This is a genomic window from uncultured Streptomyces sp., from assembly GCF_947488945.1.
GTDB lineage: Bacteria > Actinomycetota > Actinomycetes > Streptomycetales > Streptomycetaceae > Streptomyces.
Window position 1 is genome coordinate 378,310 of the sequence record NZ_CANLBS010000003.1, and the last position, 20,313, is coordinate 398,622.

The window sequence follows — 20,313 nt, forward strand, 5'->3', positions numbered from 1 at the left end:
GCGCTATCCCCCACACAGCGGCGCCACCGTGACCTGAACACGGTGGCGCCGCTGTGCTGTCCGGGCGGGGCCGCCGGACGGGCTCAGCCCCGGCCCAGCGCCCGGTCGACGGCGATCTCGATGACCACCCGGTCCGGGTTCGGCCGCGGCGTGCGCGCGTAGCGCTCCTCGTAACGGCGCTCGGCGTCCCGGACCGTCTCCCGCTCGGTGCGGATCACCGCGCGCCCCTCCAGCGTCGCCCAGCGCGCCCGGTGCATCTGGCAGACCGCGACCCGCGCCCCGTCCGGTCCGGCCGCCCGTACGTGAGCGACCTTCCGGCTGTTCCCGCTGGTGATCACCCGCGCCAGCCGGGTGTCCGGGTCGTACGTGACTCCGACCGGCACGACGTGCGGGGTGCCGTCGGCGCGCAGCGTGGTCAGGGTGCACAGGTGGTACTCGCGCCAGAAGGCGAGGTACTCGGGCGGAAGGTCATGGAGGTCGGCCATGACCGAAGCGTAGGCAGCCCTCCCGGGCCGGCGCCCGCCGGCCACCGCCGGGGCGCAGGTCAGCGGTGGCGGCGGGGCGGGTCGGGGCGTTGACTCGTAGAGGGCCGGGGCCGTGGGCCCGTCCGGGCCGGGAGAAGGACGTGCAGGGGTGCGCGCATACGTGCGCGAACCGGCTTGAGTGGAATAGACTCAAGTTTGTGCACGTTGGTCGAATCATGGGCCGGGTGCAGCGCCTGGGACGGACAAGCACCTGGGACGGACGAACGCGAGGAGGAAGAAGCGCACGTGGACGCCGAGCTGACCAACAAGAGCCGGGACGCCATCAACGCGGCCACCGGCAGGGCCGTGCAGGACGGACACCCCGACCTGACGCCCGCGCACCTGCTGCTCGCGCTGCTCGCGGGCCAGGACAACGAGAACATCGTCGATCTGCTGGCCGCCGTCGACGCGGACCAGGCCGTGGTGCGGTCGGAGACCGAGAAGTTGCTCGGCACGCTGCCCCGCGTCACCGGATCGACCGTCGCCCCGCCGCAGCCCGACCGCGAGCTGCTCGCCGTCATCAACGACGCCGCGCAGCGCGCGAAGGACCTGGGTGACGAGTACCTGTCGACCGAGCACCTGCTGATCGGCGTCGCCGCCCGGGGCGGCAGGAGCGGTGAGATTCTTTCCGCGCAGGGCGCCGGTGCGAAGAAACTGATGGACGCGTTCGAGAAGAGCAGGGGAGGGCGCCGGGTGACCACTCCGGACCCGGAGGGCCAGTACAAGGCCCTGGAGAAATTCGGCACGGACTTCACGGCGGCTGCCCGCGAGGGCAAGCTCGACCCGGTCATCGGCCGCGACCAGGAGATCCGCCGTGTCGTGCAGGTGCTCTCCCGCCGCACCAAGAACAACCCGGTGCTGATCGGCGAGCCGGGCGTCGGCAAGACCGCCGTCGTCGAAGGGCTGGCGCAGCGCATCGTGAAGGGCGACGTCCCGGAGTCGCTGCGCGACAAGCGGCTGGTCTCGCTCGACCTCGGCGCGATGGTCGCCGGCGCGAAGTACCGCGGCGAGTTCGAGGAGCGGCTGAAGACCGTGCTCTCCGAGATCAAGGAGAGCGACGGGCAGATCATCACCTTCATCGACGAACTGCACACGGTCGTGGGCGCCGGCGCGGGCGGGGACTCCGCCATGGACGCGGGCAACATGCTCAAGCCGATGCTGGCCCGCGGCGAGCTGCGGATGGTCGGCGCGACCACACTGGACGAGTACCGCGAGCGCATCGAGAAGGACCCCGCGCTGGAGCGGCGCTTCCAGCAGGTGCTGGTCGCCGAGCCGTCCGTCGAGGACACCATCGCGATCCTGCGCGGGCTCAAGGGCCGGTACGAGGCGCACCACAAGGTCTCCATCGCGGACTCCGCGCTGGTGGCCGCCGCGACCCTCTCCGACCGCTACATCACCTCCCGCTTCCTGCCGGACAAGGCGATCGACCTGGTCGACGAGTCCGCGTCCCGGCTGCGCATGGAGATCGACTCCTCTCCGCTGGAGATCGACGAGCTGCAGCGTTCCGTCGACCGCCTCCGGATGGAGGAGCTGGCGCTGAAGAACGAGACGGACGCCGCCTCCAAGCAGCGGCTGGAGAAGCTGCGCCGCGACCTCGCCGACAAGGAGGAGGAGCTGCGCGGCCTCAACGCCCGCTGGGAGAAGGAGAAGCAGGGCCTCAACCGGGTCGGTGAACTGAAGGAACGCCTCGACGACCTGCGCGGCCAGGCCGAACGCGCCCAGCGCGACGGTGACTTCGACACCGCTTCCAAGCTGCTCTACGGCGAGATCCCCGGCCTGGAGCGTGAGTTGGAGGAGGCCGCCGAGGCCGAGCAGGAGGCGTCCAAGGACACCATGGTCAAGGAGGAGGTCGGTCCCGACGACATCGCCGACGTGGTCGGCGCCTGGACCGGCATCCCCGCGGGCCGCCTGCTGGAGGGCGAGACGCAGAAGCTGCTGCGCATGGAGGACGAACTCGGCAAGCGCCTGATCGGGCAGTCCGAGGCGGTCCGCGCGGTCTCCGACGCGGTGCGGCGCACCCGCGCCGGGATCGCCGACCCGGACCGGCCCACCGGCTCGTTCCTCTTCCTCGGCCCGACCGGGGTCGGCAAGACCGAGCTGGCGAAGGCGCTGGCCGACTTCCTCTTCGACGACGAGCGGGCCATGGTCCGCATCGACATGAGCGAGTACGGCGAGAAGCACAGCGTGGCGCGGCTCGTCGGCGCCCCGCCCGGCTACGTCGGGTACGAGGAGGGCGGCCAGCTCACCGAGGCGGTCCGTCGCCGCCCGTACAGCGTGGTGCTGCTGGACGAGGTGGAGAAGGCCCACCCCGAGGTCTTCGACGTGCTGCTTCAGGTCCTCGACGACGGGCGGCTCACCGACGGCCAGGGCCGGACGGTGGACTTCCGCAACACCATCCTGATCCTGACCTCCAACCTCGGCAGCCAGTTCCTGGTGGACCCGCTGGTCAAGCCGGAGGTGAAGAAGGAGCAGGTGCTGGAGGTCGTACGGGCCTCTTTCAAGCCGGAGTTCCTGAACCGGCTGGACGACCTGGTGGTCTTCTCGGCGCTCTCCGGCGGCGAGCTCGCCCACATCGCCGAGCTCCAGGTCGGCCGGCTCGCCAAGCGCCTGGCCGACCGCAGGCTCACTCTGGACGTCACGCCGGAGGCCCTGGCCTGGCTGGCGGAGGAGGGCAACGACCCGGCGTACGGGGCGCGGCCGCTGCGCCGGCTGATCCAGACGGCGATCGGCGACCGGCTGGCCAAGGAGATCCTGGCCGGCGAGGTCCGCGACGGCGACACGGTCCGGGTGGACCGCGCCGAGAACGGCCTGATCGTGGGCCGAGCGACCTGACGGTCGCCGCCTCCGGACGGCGGCCTCCCCCCGGCGCCCCGCCGCGCGGGAAGGCCGCCGTCCGCCCGTACAGTGCCCCGGCGGGCCCCTTCCGCCACGGCCGCGTGTCAGCTCGTGGCGGATTGGAGCCGTCGGGGCTTGCCATGCCCCGCCCGGCATGGGGGAGGATGGCGACAACCGCACGAAGGGAAATAACGGTGAGCATCGATCCGTCCTCGATTCCTAATTTCGGGGGCCAGCCCGAACCGCAGGCGGCAGGACCGGAGGGCCCCGTCGTCCCTGACCAGGACCTCATCAAGCAGCTCCTCGAGCAGATGGAGCTGAAGTACGTCGTCGACGACGAGGGCGACCTCGCCGCGCCGTGGGAAGAGTTCCGCACGTACTTCATGTTCCGCGGCGAGGCCGAGCAGCAGGTGTTCTCGGTCCGCACCTTCTACGACCGCCCGCACGCCCTGGACCAGCGCCCGCTGCTCCTGGACGCGGTGGACGACTGGAACCGCCGCACCCTGTGGCCGAAGGTCTACACCCACGCCCACGAGGGCGAGGAGGGTGCGGCCGGCTCGGTCCGCCTGATCGGTGAGGCGCAGATGCTCATCGGCACCGGAGTCAACCTGGAGCACTTCGTGTCCTCCACGGTGAGCTGGATCCGCGCGTCGATCGAGTTCGACAAGTGGCTCGTCGAGCGCCTGGGCCTGGCCCCGGCCGAGGAGAAGTCCGAGGGCGACACGCCCGCCGAGGACTGAGTCCCGCTCCGCAGCACCGCACCGGCCGGTGCGACGGTCCCTCCGGGGACGCGTCGCACCGGCCGGTCGTGCGTGCGCGGGGGTGTGCCGGATCAGGCGGTGAGGGTCCGCAGGCGCTCCACCGCGTCCCGGAGGACCTCCTCGCGCTTGCAGAAGGCGAACCGGACGTACGGGGCTCCCTCCTCCCGGTGGTCGTAGAAGACGGCGTTCGGGACGGCGACGACGCCGCAGCGGGCGGGCAGGGAACGGCAGAACGCGAAGCCGTCCTTCTCGCCGAGCGGGGTGATGTCGGTGGTCACGAAGTACGTGCCCGCCGGGCGGTGCACCGTGAAGCCCGCGGCCGTCAGCCCCTCGGTGAGGATGTCCCGCTTGGCGCGGAGATCCTCCCGGAAGCCGGCGTAGTAGCTGTCGGGCAGGGCGAGCGCCTCGGCGACCGCGTACTGGAACGGGCCGCCGGAGACGTAGGTCAGGAACTGCTTGGCGGAACGGACCGCGGCGATCAGGTCCGGGCTCGCGGTGATCCAGCCGATCTTCCAGCCGGTGAGGGAGAAGGTCTTGCCGGCCGAGGAGATGGAGACGGTGCGGTCGCGCATGCCGGGGAACGAGGCGAGCGGCAGGTGTTCGCCCTCGAAGACCAGGTGCTCGTAGACCTCGTCGGTGACGACGAGCAGGTCGCGCTCGACGGCGAGTTCGGCCACGGCGGTCAGCTCCGCCCGGTTCAGGACGGTGCCCGTGGGGTTGTGGGGGGTGTTGAGCAGCAGGAGGCGGGTGCGGGGGGTGACCGCCGCCCGCAGCTCGTCGAGGTCCAGCCGGAAGGCGCCGTCGTGGGGGCGCAGGGTGACGGGCACCCGGGTGCCGCCCGCCATGGCGATGCAGGCGGCGTACGAGTCGTAGTAGGGCTCCAGGGCGACGACCTCGTCCCCCGGTTCCAGCAGGGCCAGCATCGAGGCGGCGACGGCCTCGGTGGCGCCCGCGGTGACCAGTACCTCGGCGTCGGGGTCGTACGCCAGGCCGTGGAAGCGCTCCTGGTGGGCGGCGACGGCGCGGCGCAGTTCGGGCACGCCGGGCCCCGGCGGGTACTGGTTGCCCCGACCCTCGCGCACCGCGCGGACGGCCGCCTCGCGGATCTCCTCGGGGCCGTCGGTGTCGGGGAAGCCCTGGCCCAGGTTGATCGCCCCGGTCGAGGCGGCCAGGGCCGACATCTCCGCGAAGATCGTGGTGCCGAACGCGGCCAGCCGGCGATTGAGCAGCGGTCGTTCCTGTGTCATGACGCCATCCTCCGGGGAAGCTCTGGAGTTGCTCAAGTCCGCTTTCGCGGCGCGCGGGCGGGGGCATCACCCTCACACCTCGGCAGAGGGCGGGGCGGCGGGGGCCGTTCCGGTACGGGACAGGGGAGGTGGGGGGCGATGACCATAGTCATCACCGTCGTCGTGCTGGTGCTGTTCGTGGGGCTGATCGTGGTCGGCGGGCGGGCGGAGAGGGCCCGGAAGGCCGCGCTCGCCGCGCGGCGGTCCGGGGCGTCCGCGGCGGGCGCGGGGCCGAGCTGGTGGGCGGACGGCGGGTCCGCGAAGTCGGGCGGGGCGAAGGGGAAGAGCGGCGGCTCCGGCAAGGGGCGGAAGGCCCGCCGGTCCGGGGACTCCGGCGCGTCCGGCAGTGCCGGGGCGGCCTGCGGATCCTCGTCGGGGCACTCCGGGCACGGTCACTCCTGCGGGGGCGGCCACTCGTGCGGCGGCGGGTCGTCGTGCGGCGGGGGCGGCTGCGGCGGAGGGAGCTGACCGGCGCGCGCCGGCGGAGGCGGCCGCCACGGGGCGGCCGGTCCGCCGGCGCGGTGCGCGCGGGGCGCGTGAGGCGTGGGACGTTGTGTGGTGCTCGGCGGGCAACTCCCGCCGGGCACCGTTTTGTTGGGGCTCGCACCCGGCCGGGCGGCGATGTCGTGCAGCCACGCGCGGAGTTTTTGGTTGAACAGTTGAACCGTGTTGCCCCCCAGGGGATGGAAACCCCGGCAAGTTGGGTAAAAACGCTGTGAGTGCGGCGTACTTCATGATTACCTCGCTGGAGAGAACATTTAGCCCTCGGACCCCTGTCGGGCCGGATCGGGCGCTCCCCACCTCCCACACGCAGTCGCCGGGGCGCCGCCTGCCCATGTGTCCCTGCGTATGCGGAGCCGACCCCATGCTCACGTCCCTCCAGACCTCCTATTCCGACACCCGCGCCGACGATCTGGCCTGGGCGCTCGGGCGGGAGCCGCTGCCCGCCCTCGCCGTCCTCGACCTCCGCCTCGACGGCGCCGCACTGCAACTGCGGCTGCTCGGCGCCTCCCACCAGGTGCTTCTCGAAGAGGGGGGCGACACCCTCTCGGAGACCGTCGCCTGCATCCCGGGCAGCAGCACCCCCCTGCCCCTCGGGGTCTCCAAGCGGCTCGGAGGCCGGGAGTACGAGTTCGCCGCGCGGGTGGAGCTACTGACGGAGTGTCAGTTTGCCGGGCGCGCGCAGGAGTTGCTTGCCCTGGTGGCCGAGCACCCGCACGGTCTCGCGGGCACCTTCCCGGGCAGTCCGTACGCGTTCACCGCGATGCTCGCGCAGCGGAGCGAGGGTCAGGTGCGGTGGCGTACCTGGCACGCGTATCCGCAGGAGGGGCAGCTCGTGGCGACCCGGACCAGGGTCGGCGTCCGGGTGCCCGCGTCGGCCGGGGCGCGTTGAGGCCGGGGCGTCCGGCGCGGGCGCGGCGCCTTCGAGGCGCGCCCGCCGGGCGTGGCCGGCGCAGGGATGGCGCGGGGCGGAGGCGCTCAGGGGTGTGTGCGGCGCCTCGGGGGCGTGCGCGGCGGCTCGGGGGCGTGCGGGGCGGGCGGCCCGCCGATGCCGCGCTCCGAGCGCCGTATCGGCGGAGCCACAGCGCACGCGGGGCGCGTACGGGTGCCGGTTCCGGGCCCCACTTGCACCCGTGTGGGTGACAAGGCAGGAACGGTGCGTGACGTAGCGTCGCTTCATGATCGACCAGCAGGCACCGGTGCGGGAGAGCGCGGCGCCCCTCCCCGTACGTCCGCGCACCGGCCGGTTCCTCGTCCTGGCCTGCGTCTTCGTCTGCGCCGCGTGCGGCCTGGTGTACGAACTCGAACTGGTCGCCCTCGCCTCGTACTTGATCGGCGACTCGGTCACCCAGGCGTCCGTGGTGCTCTCGGTGATGGTCTTCGCGATGGGCGTCGGCTCGCTCCTCGCGAAACGTTTACGCTGCCACGCCGCCGTGGGGTTCGTGGCCATCGAGATGGTGCTCGCGCTGGTGGGCGGTTCGTCGGCGCTGGTGCTCTACGCGTCCTTCGCGTGGCTCGGCGAGTCCCGGCACGCCCTGGTCGCCTTCTCGTTGGCGATCGGCGTCCTGATCGGAGCGGAGATCCCCCTCCTGATGACGTTGATCCAGCGGGTGGACCGGCAGGACGCCGGGGGCACGGTGGCCGATCTGTTCGCCGCCGACTACGTGGGCGCGCTGGTGGGCGGACTGGCCTTCCCCTTCCTGCTGCTGCCGGTGCTCGGCCAGCTCACCGGGGCGCTGGTCACCGGCGCGGTCAACGCGGCGGCCGGCGGGGCGCTGGTGCTGTGGCTGTTCCGGCGTGACCTCTCCGCCCGCGCCCGCGTCCTGCTGGTGCTCGCCTGCGGCCTGGTGATCGCGCTGCTGACCGGATCGACGCTGCTGGTCGACGACTTCGAGCGGGCGGCCCGCCGGGCGGTGTACGGGAAGGACGTCCGGGTCGCCGTGCAGAGCGAGGTGCAGGAGATCGTCCTGACGGGCTCCGGGCGCGACAGCCTCGACCTCGACCTCTATCTGGACGGGCGGCTGCGGGTCAGCGCCCGCGACGAGTACCGGTACCACGAGGCCCTTGTCCACCCGGCGATGCGCGGCCCGCACGCGCGGGTGCTCATTCTCGGCGGGGGCGACGGGCTGGCCGCCCGCGAGGCGCTCGCCTACCGGGACGTCCGCTCGGTCACCGTGGTCGAACTCGATCCCACCGTCGTCCGGCTGGCGCGCGAGGACCCCGCACTGTCCGCGCTCAACCGCCGCGCCTACCGCGACCCGCGGCTGAAGCCGGTCGGCGCGGACGCGTTCGCCTGGCTGCGCCGCGCGCACGGCCGGTACGACGTGATCGTCTCGGACCTGCCGGACCCGGGCATCACGGCCTCCACCAAGCTGTACTCGGCCGAGTTCTACCGGCTGATCGGGCGGGCCCTCGCCCCGGACGGCCGGTTCGTGGTGCACGGGGGGCCGCCCGGACTCCGCCCGCACACCTTCTGGACCGTGGAGGCGACGGTGCGCGCCGGCGGGCTGGCCCCCCGCCCGTACCGGGTCACCGGTCGCGCCACCGGGTTCGGGGCGGGGCCGGACCGGGTCGTCGGCGGCTCGGGGGCCCCGCAGGACTGGGGGTTCGTGCTGGCGGCGGTCCGTACCGCGCCGGAGCTGGGACTGGACCCGGCGGCTCCCCGGCTGCGCTCGGTGGGGGCGCGTGAGCTGACGGCCGCGGGGCGTGCCGCGGAGCACGTACGGCTGCGGGACCGGCGGCCGTCGACGCTGGTGCATCCGCGCTACCGGGAGGACGGGTAGAACGGGGCGCGCCGGGGCCGGTCGTCGGGTGCGGGCCGCGCGGAGGGGGTGTGGGGACCGCGGAACGGCGGCGTCGAAGCGCTGACGTGCCGCCCGTGCGTGAGTAGGCTCGGTTGTATGGAGCATGAGGTGTTCGTTCCGGTTCCGGCCCCGTCGCTGCGCCAGACGCTGGGGGACCCCGCCCGCGTGGCGCGCTGCCTTCCGGGCTTCCAGCAGGACGCCGACCCGGCGGGCGGCCCCCTCGTGGGGCGGCTGAAGGTGCGGGTGGGCGGCCACACGATCACGTACCGGGGGATCCTCTCGCTCACGCGTACCGACCTCGACACCTTCTCCGTCTCCGGTGAGGGCACGGAGGCGCGGGGCGCCGGTGCGGTGAAGCTGGCCCTGACGGTCGACCTCACGGAGAACGACGGCGGCACCACCATCGGCTTCACGGGCACGGTGGCGGGCGACGGCCGGCTCGTCGACCTGGGGCCCGAGGCGGCCCGGACGGCGGGCACCCGCCTGCTGGACCGGTTCACCCAGCAGCTCGTCACGGAGACCCTCGGCGGACACGCCGCGGACGCTCCGGGCGTGGTGGGCGGGACACCGGAGCCGGGCCCGGCCGGCACAGCGGCGTGCCCCGCGGGCGACGCAGGCCCCGCGGGCGCCGCCGGGGCCGCTGACGCACCCGGGTCCGCCGATGCGTCCGGAGCCGCCTCCGAGGCCGCCACCGGGGCGGGCGCGTCCGAGCCCGCGGAGTCCGGAGGGCCGCCGGCCGATCCGGCGGGGCCGCCGACCGCGGGGGAGCCCCCGGCGAAGCCGTCCGTGTTCGACACCGAGGTACCGCCGTCGTCGCTCGGCCCCGAGGACGGCTTCAACAGCGGCATCGAGGGCGGGATCGAGCTCGAGTTCACCGTTCCGGACGAGCCCCCGGCCGAGGCCGCGCACGCCCGGCGCACCATGATCGGGCGGAGTGCGGAAGAGGTGGACCACGCGCCGCCGCGCGGCCGGTACGCCCCGGTGCCGTCGGCGGACGCGGGCACGGTCGGTTCCACGCTGCGTTGGGTCGCCCCGGCGGCGGCCCTCGCGCTGGCTTCGGCCGTGGTCGTGGGCAGGGCGCTGCGCCGCCGCAGGTAGCGGCAGCCGCACGACGCGCTCCCACCGATGCGGGGCGATCCGGGCAGGTCGTGCGGCGTCCGGCGTGAGCGACGGTCCGGGCGCGGTACGGCACGGGAGACGGGCCCCGGTGCGCGTGAACGGCTGTCCGGGGACCGGGTACGGGGGACCACGGTCCGGGCCCGGTGCGGGGGGAACCACGGGACACCTCGGGGCCGTCCCAGTAGGGTCGTCGGGTGAGCAGCAGCGAAAAGAAGGTCCGGCTGTCGGCCGGCGACGTCGAGTTGACCATTGACCCCGTGAACGGCTGCCGGATCTCCGGTCTGTCGGTCGGCGGCACCGAACTGCTGCGCCAGGGGGACCGCTACGGCTGTTTCCCCATGGTGCCGTGGTGCGGCCGGACCGCCCACGGGAGGTTCCGTTCCGGCGGGACCGTCCACGAACTGCCGCTGAACTCGCCGCCGCACGCCATCCACGGGACCGGTCGTGACACGTCCTGGCGCACCGCCCGGCAGGAGACGGCGGAGGCCGCGTTCTACTACGACCTCGCCGACCCTTGGCCGTACGCGGGCCGGGTGACGCAGACTTTCGAGCTGACCGAGGACGGGCTCACGCTGAGCCTCGCGGTGGAGACGTACGGCGACTCGTTCCCCGCGCAGGCGGGCTGGCACCCCTGGTTCCGCCGTTCGCTCGACGGCCGGGACGTCGCGCTCTCCTTCGACGCCGCGTGGCAGGAGGAGCGCGGGGCGGACCATCTGCCGACCGGCAACCGGATCGACCCGCTGCCCGGTCCGTGGGACGACTGCTTCGGGATGCCCGAGGGCGTGGACGTCAAGCTCACCTGGCCGGAGCGGCTGGAGTTGACGGTCACCAGCCGGGACGAGTGGGTGGTGATCTACGACGAGCAGGAGGAGGCCGTCTGCGTGGAGCCGCAGTCGGGCCCGCCGAACGGTCTGAACACCGCTCCGCGCCTGGTCACGCCCATCGAGCCGCTGGAGATCTCGACCACCTGGAGCTGGGTCCGGCTCTGACCGCGAGCCGCGAGCGCTTACCCTCGACACCATGACTGACGTACGCGCTGAGCTGCTCCAGCAGATCAAGGACAAGGCCGTGGTGCACGGCAAGGTGACCCTCTCCTCGGGGCTGGAAGCCGACTGGTACATCGACCTGCGCCGGATCACGCTGGACGGCAAGGCCGCGCCGATGGTCGGTCAGGTCATGCTCGACTCGACCGCCGACCTGGACTACGACTGCGTCGGCGGTCTGACGCTGGGCGCCGACCCGGTCGCCACGTCGATGCTGCACGCCTCGGCCGCGCGCGGGCAGAGCCTGGACGCGTTCGTCGTCCGTAAGGCGCAGAAGGCGCACGGCATGCAGCGCCGCATCGAGGGCACCGACGTCAAGGGCCGCCGCTGCCTGGTCGTCGAGGACACCTCGACCACGGGCGGTTCGCCGCTGACCGCGGTCGAGGCGGTCCGTGAGGCCGGTGGCGAGGTCGTCGCCGTCGCCGTGATCGTGGAGCGGGGTGCCGCCCCGGCCGTCGCCGAGGCCGGCCTGCCGTACGTGAACGTCTACTCGGTCGCGGATCTCGGCCTCGCCTGACCGGGCCGAAGGGCCCGACCACGGGTGGGCGCCGCCCGGTCGCCCCGGGTGGCCGACCATGACGCCTCGTCCGAAAAGCCGCTGACCTGCGGTTTCTCCCTCCGTTTCGCGCGTACTCCGGCGGGGTGGGACGTTTCACGTGAAACGTCCCACCCTGCCGGACCGCGTGACGGGTCCGCCGGGGTGGAGTCCGCGCGAGAGTCTGGGAAGATGGGCTCGACGATGACGTCGCCCCCAGGTCAGGGACCAGCACTTCACACCCGCACATCCCAAGGAGCGGACAGATGCCCATCGCAACCCCCGAGGTCTACGCCGAGATGCTCGACCGGGCGAAGGCAGGGAAGTTCGCCTACCCGGCGATCAACGTGACGTCGACCCAGACCCTGCACGCCGCACTGCGGGGCTTCGCCGAGGCGGAGAGCGACGGCATCGTGCAGATCTCCACCGGTGGGGCGGAGTTCCTGGGCGGTCAGTACAACAAGGACATGGTGACCGGCGCCGTGGCCCTGGCCGAGTTCGCGCACGTCGTCGCCGCCAAGTACGACATCACCGTCGCGCTGCACACGGACCACTGCCCCAAGGACAAGCTGGACGGCTACGTCCGTCCGCTGCTCGACATCTCGGCGGAGCGGGTGGCCAAGGGCCTCAACCCGCTGTTCCAGTCCCACATGTGGGACGGTTCGGCCGAGACGCTGGCCGACAACCTGGCCATCGGTCAGGAGCTGCTCGCCAAGGCGGCCGCCGCCAAGATCATTCTTGAGGTCGAGATCACCCCGACCGGTGGCGAGGAAGACGGCGTCACGCACGAGATCAACGACGAGCTGTACACGACCGTCGACGACGCGCTGCGCACCGCCGAGGCGCTCGGCCTGGGCGAGAAGGGCCGCTACCTCCTGGCCGCCTCGTTCGGCAACGTCCACGGCGTCTACAAGCCGGGCAACGTCGTCCTGCGCCCGGAGCTGCTCAAGGACCTGCAGGAGGGCGTGGGCGCCAAGTACGGCAAGACGTCCCCGTTCGACTTCGTCTTCCACGGCGGTTCCGGCTCCACCGCGCAGGAGATCGCCACCGCGCTGGAGAACGGCGTCGTGAAGATGAACCTCGACACCGACACCCAGTACGCCTTCACCCGCCCGATCGCGGACCACATGTTCCGCAACTACGACGGCGTCCTGAAGGTCGACGGCGAGGTCGGCAACAAGAAGGTCTACGACCCGCGCACGTGGGGCAAGTCCGCCGAGGCCGGCATGGCCAAGCGTGTCACGGAGGCCTGCGGCAACCTGCGTTCCACGGGCACCAAGCTGAAGTGACACCGTCCGGGCTCCGGCCCGGCGGTGTGTCGTGGGCCCGGTACCCCGTCGGGGTGCCGGGCCCGTGCCGTGCGCGGACGCGGACCGTGTCCGCGCACGCCGCGCACGTGGAACAGAACCGAACCATGCGAGGAAGCTGTGAGTCCGTCCTACGACTTCGACACCGTCGTCGACCGCCGGGGCACCTGGTCCGTCCAGTGGGACGGGGTCGCCGACCGGTTCGGGGTGGCCGGGCTGCTCCCGTTCACCATCTCCGACATGGACTTCGCGACCGCGCCCGAGGTGCTCGCCGCCCTCCGCGACCGGCTCGGCCACGGGGTGTTCGGCTACACCGACTGGCAGCACGACGACTTCCGCTCGGCGATAGCCCACTGGTTCGCCACGCGGCACGACACCCGGATCGACACCGGGCAGCTCGTCTACGGCCCCTCCGTCCTCAACCAGCTCTCCCAACTGCTGCGCATGTGGACCCGGCCCGGTGACGGGGTCGTCGTCCACGTGCCCGTCTACGACGGGTTCCGCAAGGCGATCGGCGGGCTGGGGCGGGAGCTGCGCGGGGTGCCGGTCGGGGACGCCGACGCGCTGGAGCGGGAACTCGCCCGGCCCGACGCCAAGGTGCTGCTGCTCTGCTCGCCGCACAACCCGACCGGCCGGGTGTGGACCGAGGACGAGCTGACCGGCATGGCCGCCTCGGCCGCCCGGCACGGGGTCGCGGTGATCAGCGACGAAATCCATGCCGACTTCGTCCACGAGGGCCACCGGCACCTGCCCTGGACGCGGGTCGCGGGCCAGGCGCGGTGGGCGCTGATCACCTCGGGCTCGAAGGCGTTCAACTTTCCCGCGCTGACCGGCTCGTACGGTCTGATCGGAGATCCGGCGGACCGGGCCGAGTACCTGCGGCGCATGGCCACCGGCGAAGGGCTGGAGTCGCCGGCGGTGCTCTCGCTCACCGCGCACATCGCGGCCTACCGGGAGGGCGGCCCGTGGCTGGACGCCGCGCGCGGCTACATCGCGGGCAATCTGGACCTGGTCGCGGACCGTCTGGCGGCCGCCTTCCCCGAGCTGGGCTGGCGGCCGCCCCAGGCCGGTTACCTGGCCTGGATCGACCTGCGCCCGCTCGGCGTGGACGACGACGCGCTCCAGCGGGTGCTGATCGAGCGCGAGAAGGTCGCCGTCATGCCGGGTGCGGTGTACGGCTCCGACGGCTTCGTACGACTCAACGTCGGTTGCCCGCGCTCCAAGACGCAGGCCGGCGTCGACGCCCTGGTCCGGGGGATCCGGGCGGTCCGCTAGCGGCCGGCCGGCCGGGTGGGGCGGTCGGCGGCTTCCGTGCCGGGACCCACCGGCCGCCGGCAGGACTGGCCGGTCGTCCCGGCGACGGGGATGCTGCTGTCCATGGGTGAGACCTCCGGGAGTCCCGCGACCCCCGCAGCCGCCGGCCGGATCCGGGCCGCCTCGGCGTCCGGCCGCTGGATCGTGCTGACCACGGTCCTCGGTTCCGGCATGGCGATGCTCGACTCCACCGTCATCAATGTGGCCCTGCCCCGCATCGGCCGTGACCTCGGCACCGATCTGGCGGCGCTCCAGTGGACCGTCAACGCCTACATGCTGACCCTGGCCGGGCTGATCCTGCTGGGCGGCTCGCTCGGCGACCGGTACGGCCGGCGGCGGGTCTTCGTCGTCGGCGTGGTGTGGTTCGCCCTCGCCTCGCTGCTGTGCGCGCTGGCGCCCAACGCCGCCGTGCTGATCGGCGCACGCGCCCTCCAAGGCGTCGGCGGGGCTCTGCTGACGCCCGGGTCGCTCGCCCTGATCCAGGCGAGTTTCCATCCCGACGACCGGGCGCGGGCGGTGGGGCTCTGGTCCGGCTTCGGCGGGGTCGGGGCGGCGATCGGGCCGTTCGTCGGGGGCTGGCTGGTGGACGGGCCGGGCTGGCGGTGGGTGTTCCTGCTCAACCTGCCGATCGCCGCCCTCTGCGTGCCGGTCGCGCTCCGGCACGTACCGGAGTCGCGCGATCCACGCGCGCACGGCCGCTTCGACGTGCTCGGGGCCGTGCTGGGGGCTCTTTCACCCGCCCTGGTGACGTACGCGCTGATCGAGGCGCCGGGCCAGGGCGCCTCGCCGAGGGTGATCGGCGCGGCGGTGGCCGGGGTGGCGCTGGGGGCCGCGTTCGTGGTGGTGGAACGGCGGCGGCCGGAACCGATGCTGCCGACGTCGGTCTTCGCGTCGCGGCTCTTCACCTCCGTCAACATCGTGACGTTCTGCGTCTACGCGGCGCTCGGCGGCTACTTCTTCCTCTCCGCGATCCAGCTCCAGGTCGTCGCCGGGTACTCGGCGCTCGGCGCGGGCACCGCGCTGCTGCCGACGACGGTGCTGATGCTGCTGTTCTCCGCCTGGTCGGGCGGTCTGGCCCGGCGCATCGGACCGCGGCTCCCGCTCACCGTCGGACCGCTGCTCGCCGCCGCCGGGATGCTGCTGATGACGCGGGTGGGGCCCGGCAGCGCGAGCCTCTCCGGGTACGTCACCGAGGTGCTGCCCGCCGTCGTGGTGCTGGGCCTGGGCCTGGTCGCGCTCGTCGCGCCGCTCACCGCGACGGTGCTGGCGGCGGTCGACGAGAGCCGTGCGGGCATCGCCAGCGGGATCAACAACGCGGCGGCGCGTACCGCGGGCCTGATCGCGGTGGCGGCGCTGCCGCTGCTCTCCGGCATGGGACCGGAGGCGTACCGGGAGGCGGACGCGTTCGCCGCGGCCTTCCGGCGGGCCATGCCGATCTGTGCGGCGCTGCTGGTGCTGGGCGCCCTGATCGCCTGGTGGACGGTGCGCACCCCGACGGCGGAACCGGAACGCGCGCCCGTCTGCACGGTCCACTGCGGCGTCACCTCCCCGCCGCTGGAACCGTCCGGGCGGGCTGCCCCGGGCACCGTCGGCGAGGCCGGTACGGGCCCCGTACAGCCTCCGGGGGCGGGACCGGGCGGCGGGCCGGCCCGGGGGCCCCTGCGGCCTCCGGGGTGATGTCCCGGACGGGCGCCCGGCCAGGCACACTGGGACCCATGTCCATCCACGAGAACCTTCTCGGGGGCCCTGCCCCGACCCACCTGCCCGACGACCCGGAGCCGCGCGAGCTGCTCGCCGCCGGGACCGCGCCCGCCGATGTGGCGGCGAAGTACCCCACCTCCTCGCTGGCCTGGGCGCAGCTCGCCGACGAGGCGTTCGAGGCCGGCCGCGTCGTCGAGTCGTACGCGTACGCCCGTACGGGCTACCACCGCGGTCTCGACTCGCTGCGCCGTGCCGGGTGGAAGGGCCACGGCCCGGTCCCGTTCGAGCACGAGCCGAACCGGGGCTTCCTGCGGGCGCTGCACGCCCTCGCCCGCGCCGCGCAGTCGATCGGCGAGCAGGAGGAGTACGAGCGCTGCTCGACCTTCCTGCGCGACTCCTCGCCGACCGCGGCGGACATCCTGGGCTGACCGGACATCCTGAGCCGATCGGGCCCGACGCCCGAACTGCGGGGCACGGCCGGTGCGCGCGTTCGCCGCACCGGTGGTGCCCCGCGTCGCTGTTTCCGGGGCCGGGCCGGGGCCGGGGACGTGGGCGGTGAGCACGGGGCGGGACCGGGCCTACGGGGCCGGGGCGGGGTACGGGTGCGGGCCGCGTCCGATGAGCCCCCCCGCCGGGGAAGCCCGCCGTGAAGAGCCCTCCGCGAGCCGCCTCGATAGGATGCGGCGCAGGGGACCGGAGCCCACCAGCCCACGGACTGGGCGGACCGCTACCCGGAATCTCGTGTCGAGGAGACAGCGATGTCGGCGATACAGCCCGACCCCGTGGAGACCGGTGCGGACGCACCGCATCTCGATTTCGCAGGAACCACCCCGTACGAGGACTACGTCCACGCGGATGTCCTGACCCACCTCCAGCAGCTCCGTTCCGACGACCCCGGTGAGATGGTCTTCCTGGTGACCACCCAGGTCATGGAGCTGTGGTTCACCGTCATCGTCCATGAATGGGAGACCGCGGCGGCCGCGCTGCGGGAGGACCGTGTTCCGGACGCGCGCGACGCGCTGAAGCGCTCGCTGCGGGAGCTCGTGGCGCTCAACGACTCGTGGCGCCCGCTGGCCCACCTGACGCCCGCCCAGTTCAACTCCTACCGGGGCGCCCTCGGTGAGGGCTCCGGCTTCCAGTCCGCGATGTACCGCCGGATGGAGTTCCTGCTCGGCGACAAGTCCGCCTCCATGCTGGTCCCGCACCGCGGGGTGCCGCGGGTGCACGCCGAGCTGGAGAAGGCCCTGAGCGAGCCCAGCCTCTACGACGAGGTGCTGGCACTGCTCGCCCGGCGCGGCCACCCCGTCCCGCAGTCGGTGCTCGGCCGGGACCTGCGGCAGAAGTACGAGCCGTCGGAGGGCGTCGAGGCCGTCTGGGCGCGCATCTACGCCGACCCGGAGCGGTACGACGAACTGGTCAGGCTCGGCGAGCTGCTGACCGACGTCGGCGAGCTGGTGTGGCGCTGGCGCAACGACCATCTGGTCGCGACCCGCCGGGCCATGGGCTCGAAGACCGGTACCGGCGGTTCCGCCGGCGTGGCGTGGCTGGAGAAACGCGCCGCCAAGAACGTCTTCCCCGAGCTGTGGACGGCGCGCAGTCATGTCTGAGAACACCGGCACCCTGGCGGCGAAGGCCGCGGAGCTCGACGCCGCCGACGAACTGGCCGGTCGGCGTGGGCTCTTCACGCTGGACGACACCGTCTACCTCGACGGCAACTCGCTGGGCGCGCTGCCCCGGCACCTTCCCGGCAGGCTGCACGACGTCATCACCCGCGAGTGGGGCGAACTGCGCATCCGCTCCTGGGACGAGAGCGGCTGGTGGACGGCCCCGGAGCGGATCGGGGACCGGATCGCCCCGCTCGTCGGCGCCGCAGCCGGGCAACTGGTGGTCGGCGACTCCACCAGCGTCAACGTCTTCAAGGCCGTCGTCGCAGCGACGCGGCTGGCGCCGGGCGGGCGCGACGAGATCCTGGTCGACGCGACGACCTTCCCCACCGACGGCTATCTGGCGCAGTCGGCGGCCCGGCTGACCGGCCACCGGATCGTCGCGGTCGCACCCGCCGACGTGCCCGCCGCCCTCGGGCCGCGGACCGCCGCCGTACTGCTCAACCACGTCGACTTCCGCACCGGCCGGCTGCACGACCTGCCCGGCCTCACCGCCGCCGCGCACCGGGTGGGCGCCCCGGTCGTCTGGGACCTGTGCCACAGCGCGGGCGCGCTGCCGGTGGGACTGGACGAGCACGGGGTGGACCTCGCCGTCGGCTGCACCTACAAGTACCTGAACGGCGGACCCGGTTCGCCCGCCTTCCTGTACGTCGCGGAGCGCCATCAGGCGGCATTCGACTCGCCGTTGCCCGGCTGGACCTCGCACGCCGACCCCTTCGGGATGGCGGCCGAGTACGCGCCCGCCGACGGCGCGGTGCGCGGCCGGACCGGCACCCCGGACATCCTGTCGATGCTGGCTCTGGAGGCCTCGCTCGACGTGTGGGACGGGGTGCGGATCGAGGCGGTGCGGGCCAAGTCGCTGGCGCTGACCGACTTCTTCCTGGAGTGCGTCGAGGCCCATGTCCCGGCGGGCCGGGTCGAGTCGGTGACGCCGTCGGCGCACGCCGAACGCGGCAGCCAGGTCTCGCTGCGCTGCGCGGAGGCGGAGCCGGTGATGCGGGAACTGATCGCCCGGGGCGTCGTGGGCGACCTGCGCCGCCCTGACGTGCTGCGGTTCGGCTTCACCCCGCTGTACGTCGGGTTCGCGGATGCGGAACGCGCGGCGCGGGTGCTGGCCGAGGTGCTGGCCGAGATCCCGGCGGGGGAGCCGGGGGCGCGGGACGCGGTGCGGGTGGAGGCGTAGGGGCGGGAGCGGTGTGGGCGCGGGGGCGGGGCAGGTCGGAGCCGGATACTGCCGTGGGGACTGTGCCGGTGACGGTGACGGTGCCGGTACTGGTGCCGGGCCGGACGGGCGCGTCGGGGGGACTCGTACGGATTCCGTAGGGGGTGGCCCTGGGGAGACACCGGGGTGCACTCCCTCGGACGGGGGAAGCGCCGGGACGGGTCGAGCGAGGACTGTGGAGTCATGCGAATCCACCTCGTTCTTACCGTGTCCGGCGCCCTGTCCCTTCTCTCCGCCCCTGGCATCTCCGCCCCTCGCCTTTCGGCGCGCTGGTTCTCCGTCCGCTGGTTCTCCGTCCGCTGCCTTTCCGTCCGCTGGTTCGCGGTGCTTCCTGGCGCCGCGCGGCGCGCGGGCGGCGTCCGGCCCGCCTGCCGGTGCGTCGGCTTCGGCGGCATACCCCGCGAGAGCCGGACTTACCGTCCACCCCCGTCCCCCGGTCGGGCACCTCCCCGTCCGCGTGGCGCTCTTGTCCGTGTGCCGTCCCGGTTCCGCCGGGGGCCGCCCGCCGTGCGGGCACGTGCCGTACTGGTACGGTCCCCGCAGGTCGGGCCGGTTCGTGAGGCCCAGGGACGGTTGGAGCAGCATGTCGGATTCTGCCGCGCGTGATCGTGACGCCGCCGAAACGGAGTCGGCGTTGGCCCATCCTCCGGTCGCCGCCGACCGGACCGCCGCGTACGGGAGCCATCCCGACCAGGTGATCGACTTCTACCTTCCGGGTGACGGGCGGACCGGAGCGCCGCTGGTGGTCCTGCTGCACGGTGGGGCATGGCGCGACAGGTACGACCGGCAGCACGTGTCGCCGATGGCCGGCTTTCTGGCCCGGCGGGGGTTCGCCGTCGCCAGCGTCGAGTACCGGCGGGGCGGCGATCCCTCGCGGCAGGACGGCGGGGAGGTGGCCGGTCGGTGGCCCGAGACGTTCGACGACGTCGCGGCCGCGTTGGACGCCCTTCCCGAACTGGCGGCGCGGGAGGTGCCGGAGGCGGATCTGCGGCGCACCGTGGTGACGGGTCACTCGGCAGGCGGTCACCTCGCGCTGTGGGCCGCCGCCCGGCACGTGCTTCCCGAGGGTTCCCCGTGGCGGCTGCCGGCTCCCCCGCCGCTGCGCGGCGTGGTCGCGCTGGCGCCCATCGCGGACCTCGCGGTCGCCGTGGAGCTGGATGTGTGCGAGGGGGCGGTGAGCCAACTGCTCGGCGAGGGAGCTGAGTTCGAGGAGCGGTGCGCGCATGTGGATCCGGCGCTGCTGCTGCCGACAGGGGTGGCGACGGTGATCGTCCAGGGAACCACCGACCTCGATGTGCCGAGGGCGGTGTCCGAGGCGTTCGTCGACGCGGCGGCCAAAGCCGGCGAGACGGTGGGGCTGACCTTGCTGCCCGGGGTAGGTCACTTCCCGCTGATCGACCCGTCGGCCGACGCGTGCGCCGTGGTGGCGGAGGAACTGGAGCAACTCGCCTGGTGACAGGGCGACACGGGCGAAGGAGGTGCGAAGCCTGCGGGGAGCGACCGGTGGGCCGAGTGCGCGGTGAGTCCGTGGACCTGTGGTCGGCCCGGCGCGTGCGGTCGGCCCGATACGCGTCCGTGAAGGCTCGGGAAGAGCCCGGGCAGGGCTGAGAGAGGGCTCGGGACGAGTTCGGGGGTTCCCCGCGAGTGGCCGGGCCCGTGAGCGGCTGTGGGGCCGGCCGTACAGGGGCCGGATGAGG

17 protein-coding genes are annotated in these 20,313 nt (G+C 73.3%); 15 read left to right on the forward strand and 2 right to left on the reverse strand.

Annotation, left to right across the window (positions count from 1 at the left end; translation table 11 throughout):
* Window positions 1-83 precede the first annotated feature (83 nt).
* On the reverse strand, window positions 84-485 hold the full coding sequence (locus Q0994_RS06110) for a pyridoxamine 5'-phosphate oxidase family protein (RefSeq protein ID WP_299530001.1): 402 nt from the start codon (window positions 483-485) through the stop codon (window positions 84-86).
* Between the two features lie 285 nt (window positions 486-770).
* On the opposite strand from Q0994_RS06110, the gene clpB reads away from it, so the two are divergent.
* A complete protein-coding gene (clpB, locus tag Q0994_RS06115; protein WP_299530003.1) occupies window positions 771-3,356 on the forward strand; it encodes an ATP-dependent chaperone ClpB in 2,586 nt (861 codons plus the stop codon).
* A 197-nt stretch (window positions 3,357-3,553) separates the two neighbouring features.
* Window positions 3,554-4,099: a YbjN domain-containing protein gene (locus tag Q0994_RS06120; protein ID WP_299530005.1), complete on the forward strand. Its 546-nt coding sequence runs from the start codon at window positions 3,554-3,556 to the stop codon at window positions 4,097-4,099.
* Window positions 4,100-4,191: 92 nt separating this feature from the next.
* On the opposite strand, the gene Q0994_RS06125 is transcribed toward Q0994_RS06120, so the two are convergent.
* Window positions 4,192-5,367, reverse strand: coding sequence for a pyridoxal phosphate-dependent aminotransferase (locus Q0994_RS06125; RefSeq protein WP_299530007.1), 1,176 nt, complete (start codon window positions 5,365-5,367; stop codon window positions 4,192-4,194).
* 138 nt (window positions 5,368-5,505) lie between these two features.
* Between Q0994_RS06125 and Q0994_RS06130 the strand changes: the two genes are divergently transcribed.
* The 13 genes from Q0994_RS06130 (at window position 5,506) to Q0994_RS06190 (ending at window position 20,072) form a co-directional block, all read left to right on the forward strand.
* Window positions 5,506-5,874 carry a hypothetical protein gene (locus Q0994_RS06130; RefSeq protein WP_299530009.1) on the forward strand — a complete coding sequence of 123 codons (369 nt, stop codon included), beginning with the start codon at window positions 5,506-5,508 and terminating at the stop codon, window positions 5,872-5,874.
* A 397-nt stretch (window positions 5,875-6,271) separates the two neighbouring features.
* Complete coding sequence (locus Q0994_RS06135) at window positions 6,272-6,799, forward strand: DUF2617 family protein (protein WP_299530011.1); 528 nt, start codon at window positions 6,272-6,274, stop codon at window positions 6,797-6,799.
* Between the two features lie 286 nt (window positions 6,800-7,085).
* Window positions 7,086-8,690, forward strand: coding sequence for a polyamine aminopropyltransferase (locus Q0994_RS06140; protein WP_299530013.1), 1,605 nt, complete (start codon window positions 7,086-7,088; stop codon window positions 8,688-8,690).
* A 117-nt stretch (window positions 8,691-8,807) separates the two neighbouring features.
* Window positions 8,808-9,809, forward strand: coding sequence for an SRPBCC domain-containing protein (locus Q0994_RS06145; protein ID WP_299530015.1), 1,002 nt, complete (start codon window positions 8,808-8,810; stop codon window positions 9,807-9,809).
* Between the two features lie 215 nt (window positions 9,810-10,024).
* On the forward strand, window positions 10,025-10,819 hold the full coding sequence (locus tag Q0994_RS06150; RefSeq protein ID WP_299530017.1) for an aldose 1-epimerase: 795 nt from the start codon (window positions 10,025-10,027) through the stop codon (window positions 10,817-10,819).
* 31 nt (window positions 10,820-10,850) lie between these two features.
* Window positions 10,851-11,390 carry an orotate phosphoribosyltransferase gene (gene pyrE, locus Q0994_RS06155; RefSeq protein WP_299530020.1) on the forward strand — a complete coding sequence of 180 codons (540 nt, stop codon included), beginning with the start codon at window positions 10,851-10,853 and terminating at the stop codon, window positions 11,388-11,390.
* A gap of 284 nt (window positions 11,391-11,674) precedes the next feature.
* Window positions 11,675-12,697: a class II fructose-bisphosphate aldolase gene (fbaA, locus tag Q0994_RS06160; RefSeq protein WP_299530022.1), complete on the forward strand. Its 1,023-nt coding sequence runs from the start codon at window positions 11,675-11,677 to the stop codon at window positions 12,695-12,697.
* 138 nt (window positions 12,698-12,835) lie between these two features.
* Window positions 12,836-13,990 (forward strand): MalY/PatB family protein, encoded by a 1,155-nt coding sequence (locus Q0994_RS06165; RefSeq protein WP_299530024.1) that lies wholly within the window; start codon window positions 12,836-12,838, stop codon window positions 13,988-13,990.
* Between the two features lie 102 nt (window positions 13,991-14,092).
* Entirely contained in the window at window positions 14,093-15,706 is a 1,614-nt protein-coding gene (locus Q0994_RS06170; protein ID WP_299530026.1) for an MFS transporter, read from the forward strand.
* A gap of 38 nt (window positions 15,707-15,744) precedes the next feature.
* On the forward strand, window positions 15,745-16,158 hold the full coding sequence (locus tag Q0994_RS06175) for a DUF3151 domain-containing protein (protein ID WP_299530028.1): 414 nt from the start codon (window positions 15,745-15,747) through the stop codon (window positions 16,156-16,158).
* A 330-nt stretch (window positions 16,159-16,488) separates the two neighbouring features.
* A complete protein-coding gene (locus Q0994_RS06180; protein WP_299530030.1) occupies window positions 16,489-17,337 on the forward strand; it encodes a tryptophan 2,3-dioxygenase family protein in 849 nt (282 codons plus the stop codon).
* Complete coding sequence (gene kynU, locus Q0994_RS06185; protein WP_299530032.1) at window positions 17,330-18,577, forward strand: kynureninase; 1,248 nt, start codon at window positions 17,330-17,332, stop codon at window positions 18,575-18,577. Before Q0994_RS06180 ends, kynU begins: the two co-directional genes overlap by 8 nt.
* A gap of 622 nt (window positions 18,578-19,199) precedes the next feature.
* Window positions 19,200-20,072: an alpha/beta hydrolase gene (locus Q0994_RS06190; protein WP_299530034.1), complete on the forward strand. Its 873-nt coding sequence runs from the start codon at window positions 19,200-19,202 to the stop codon at window positions 20,070-20,072.
* Window positions 20,073-20,313: the final 241 nt, after the last annotated feature.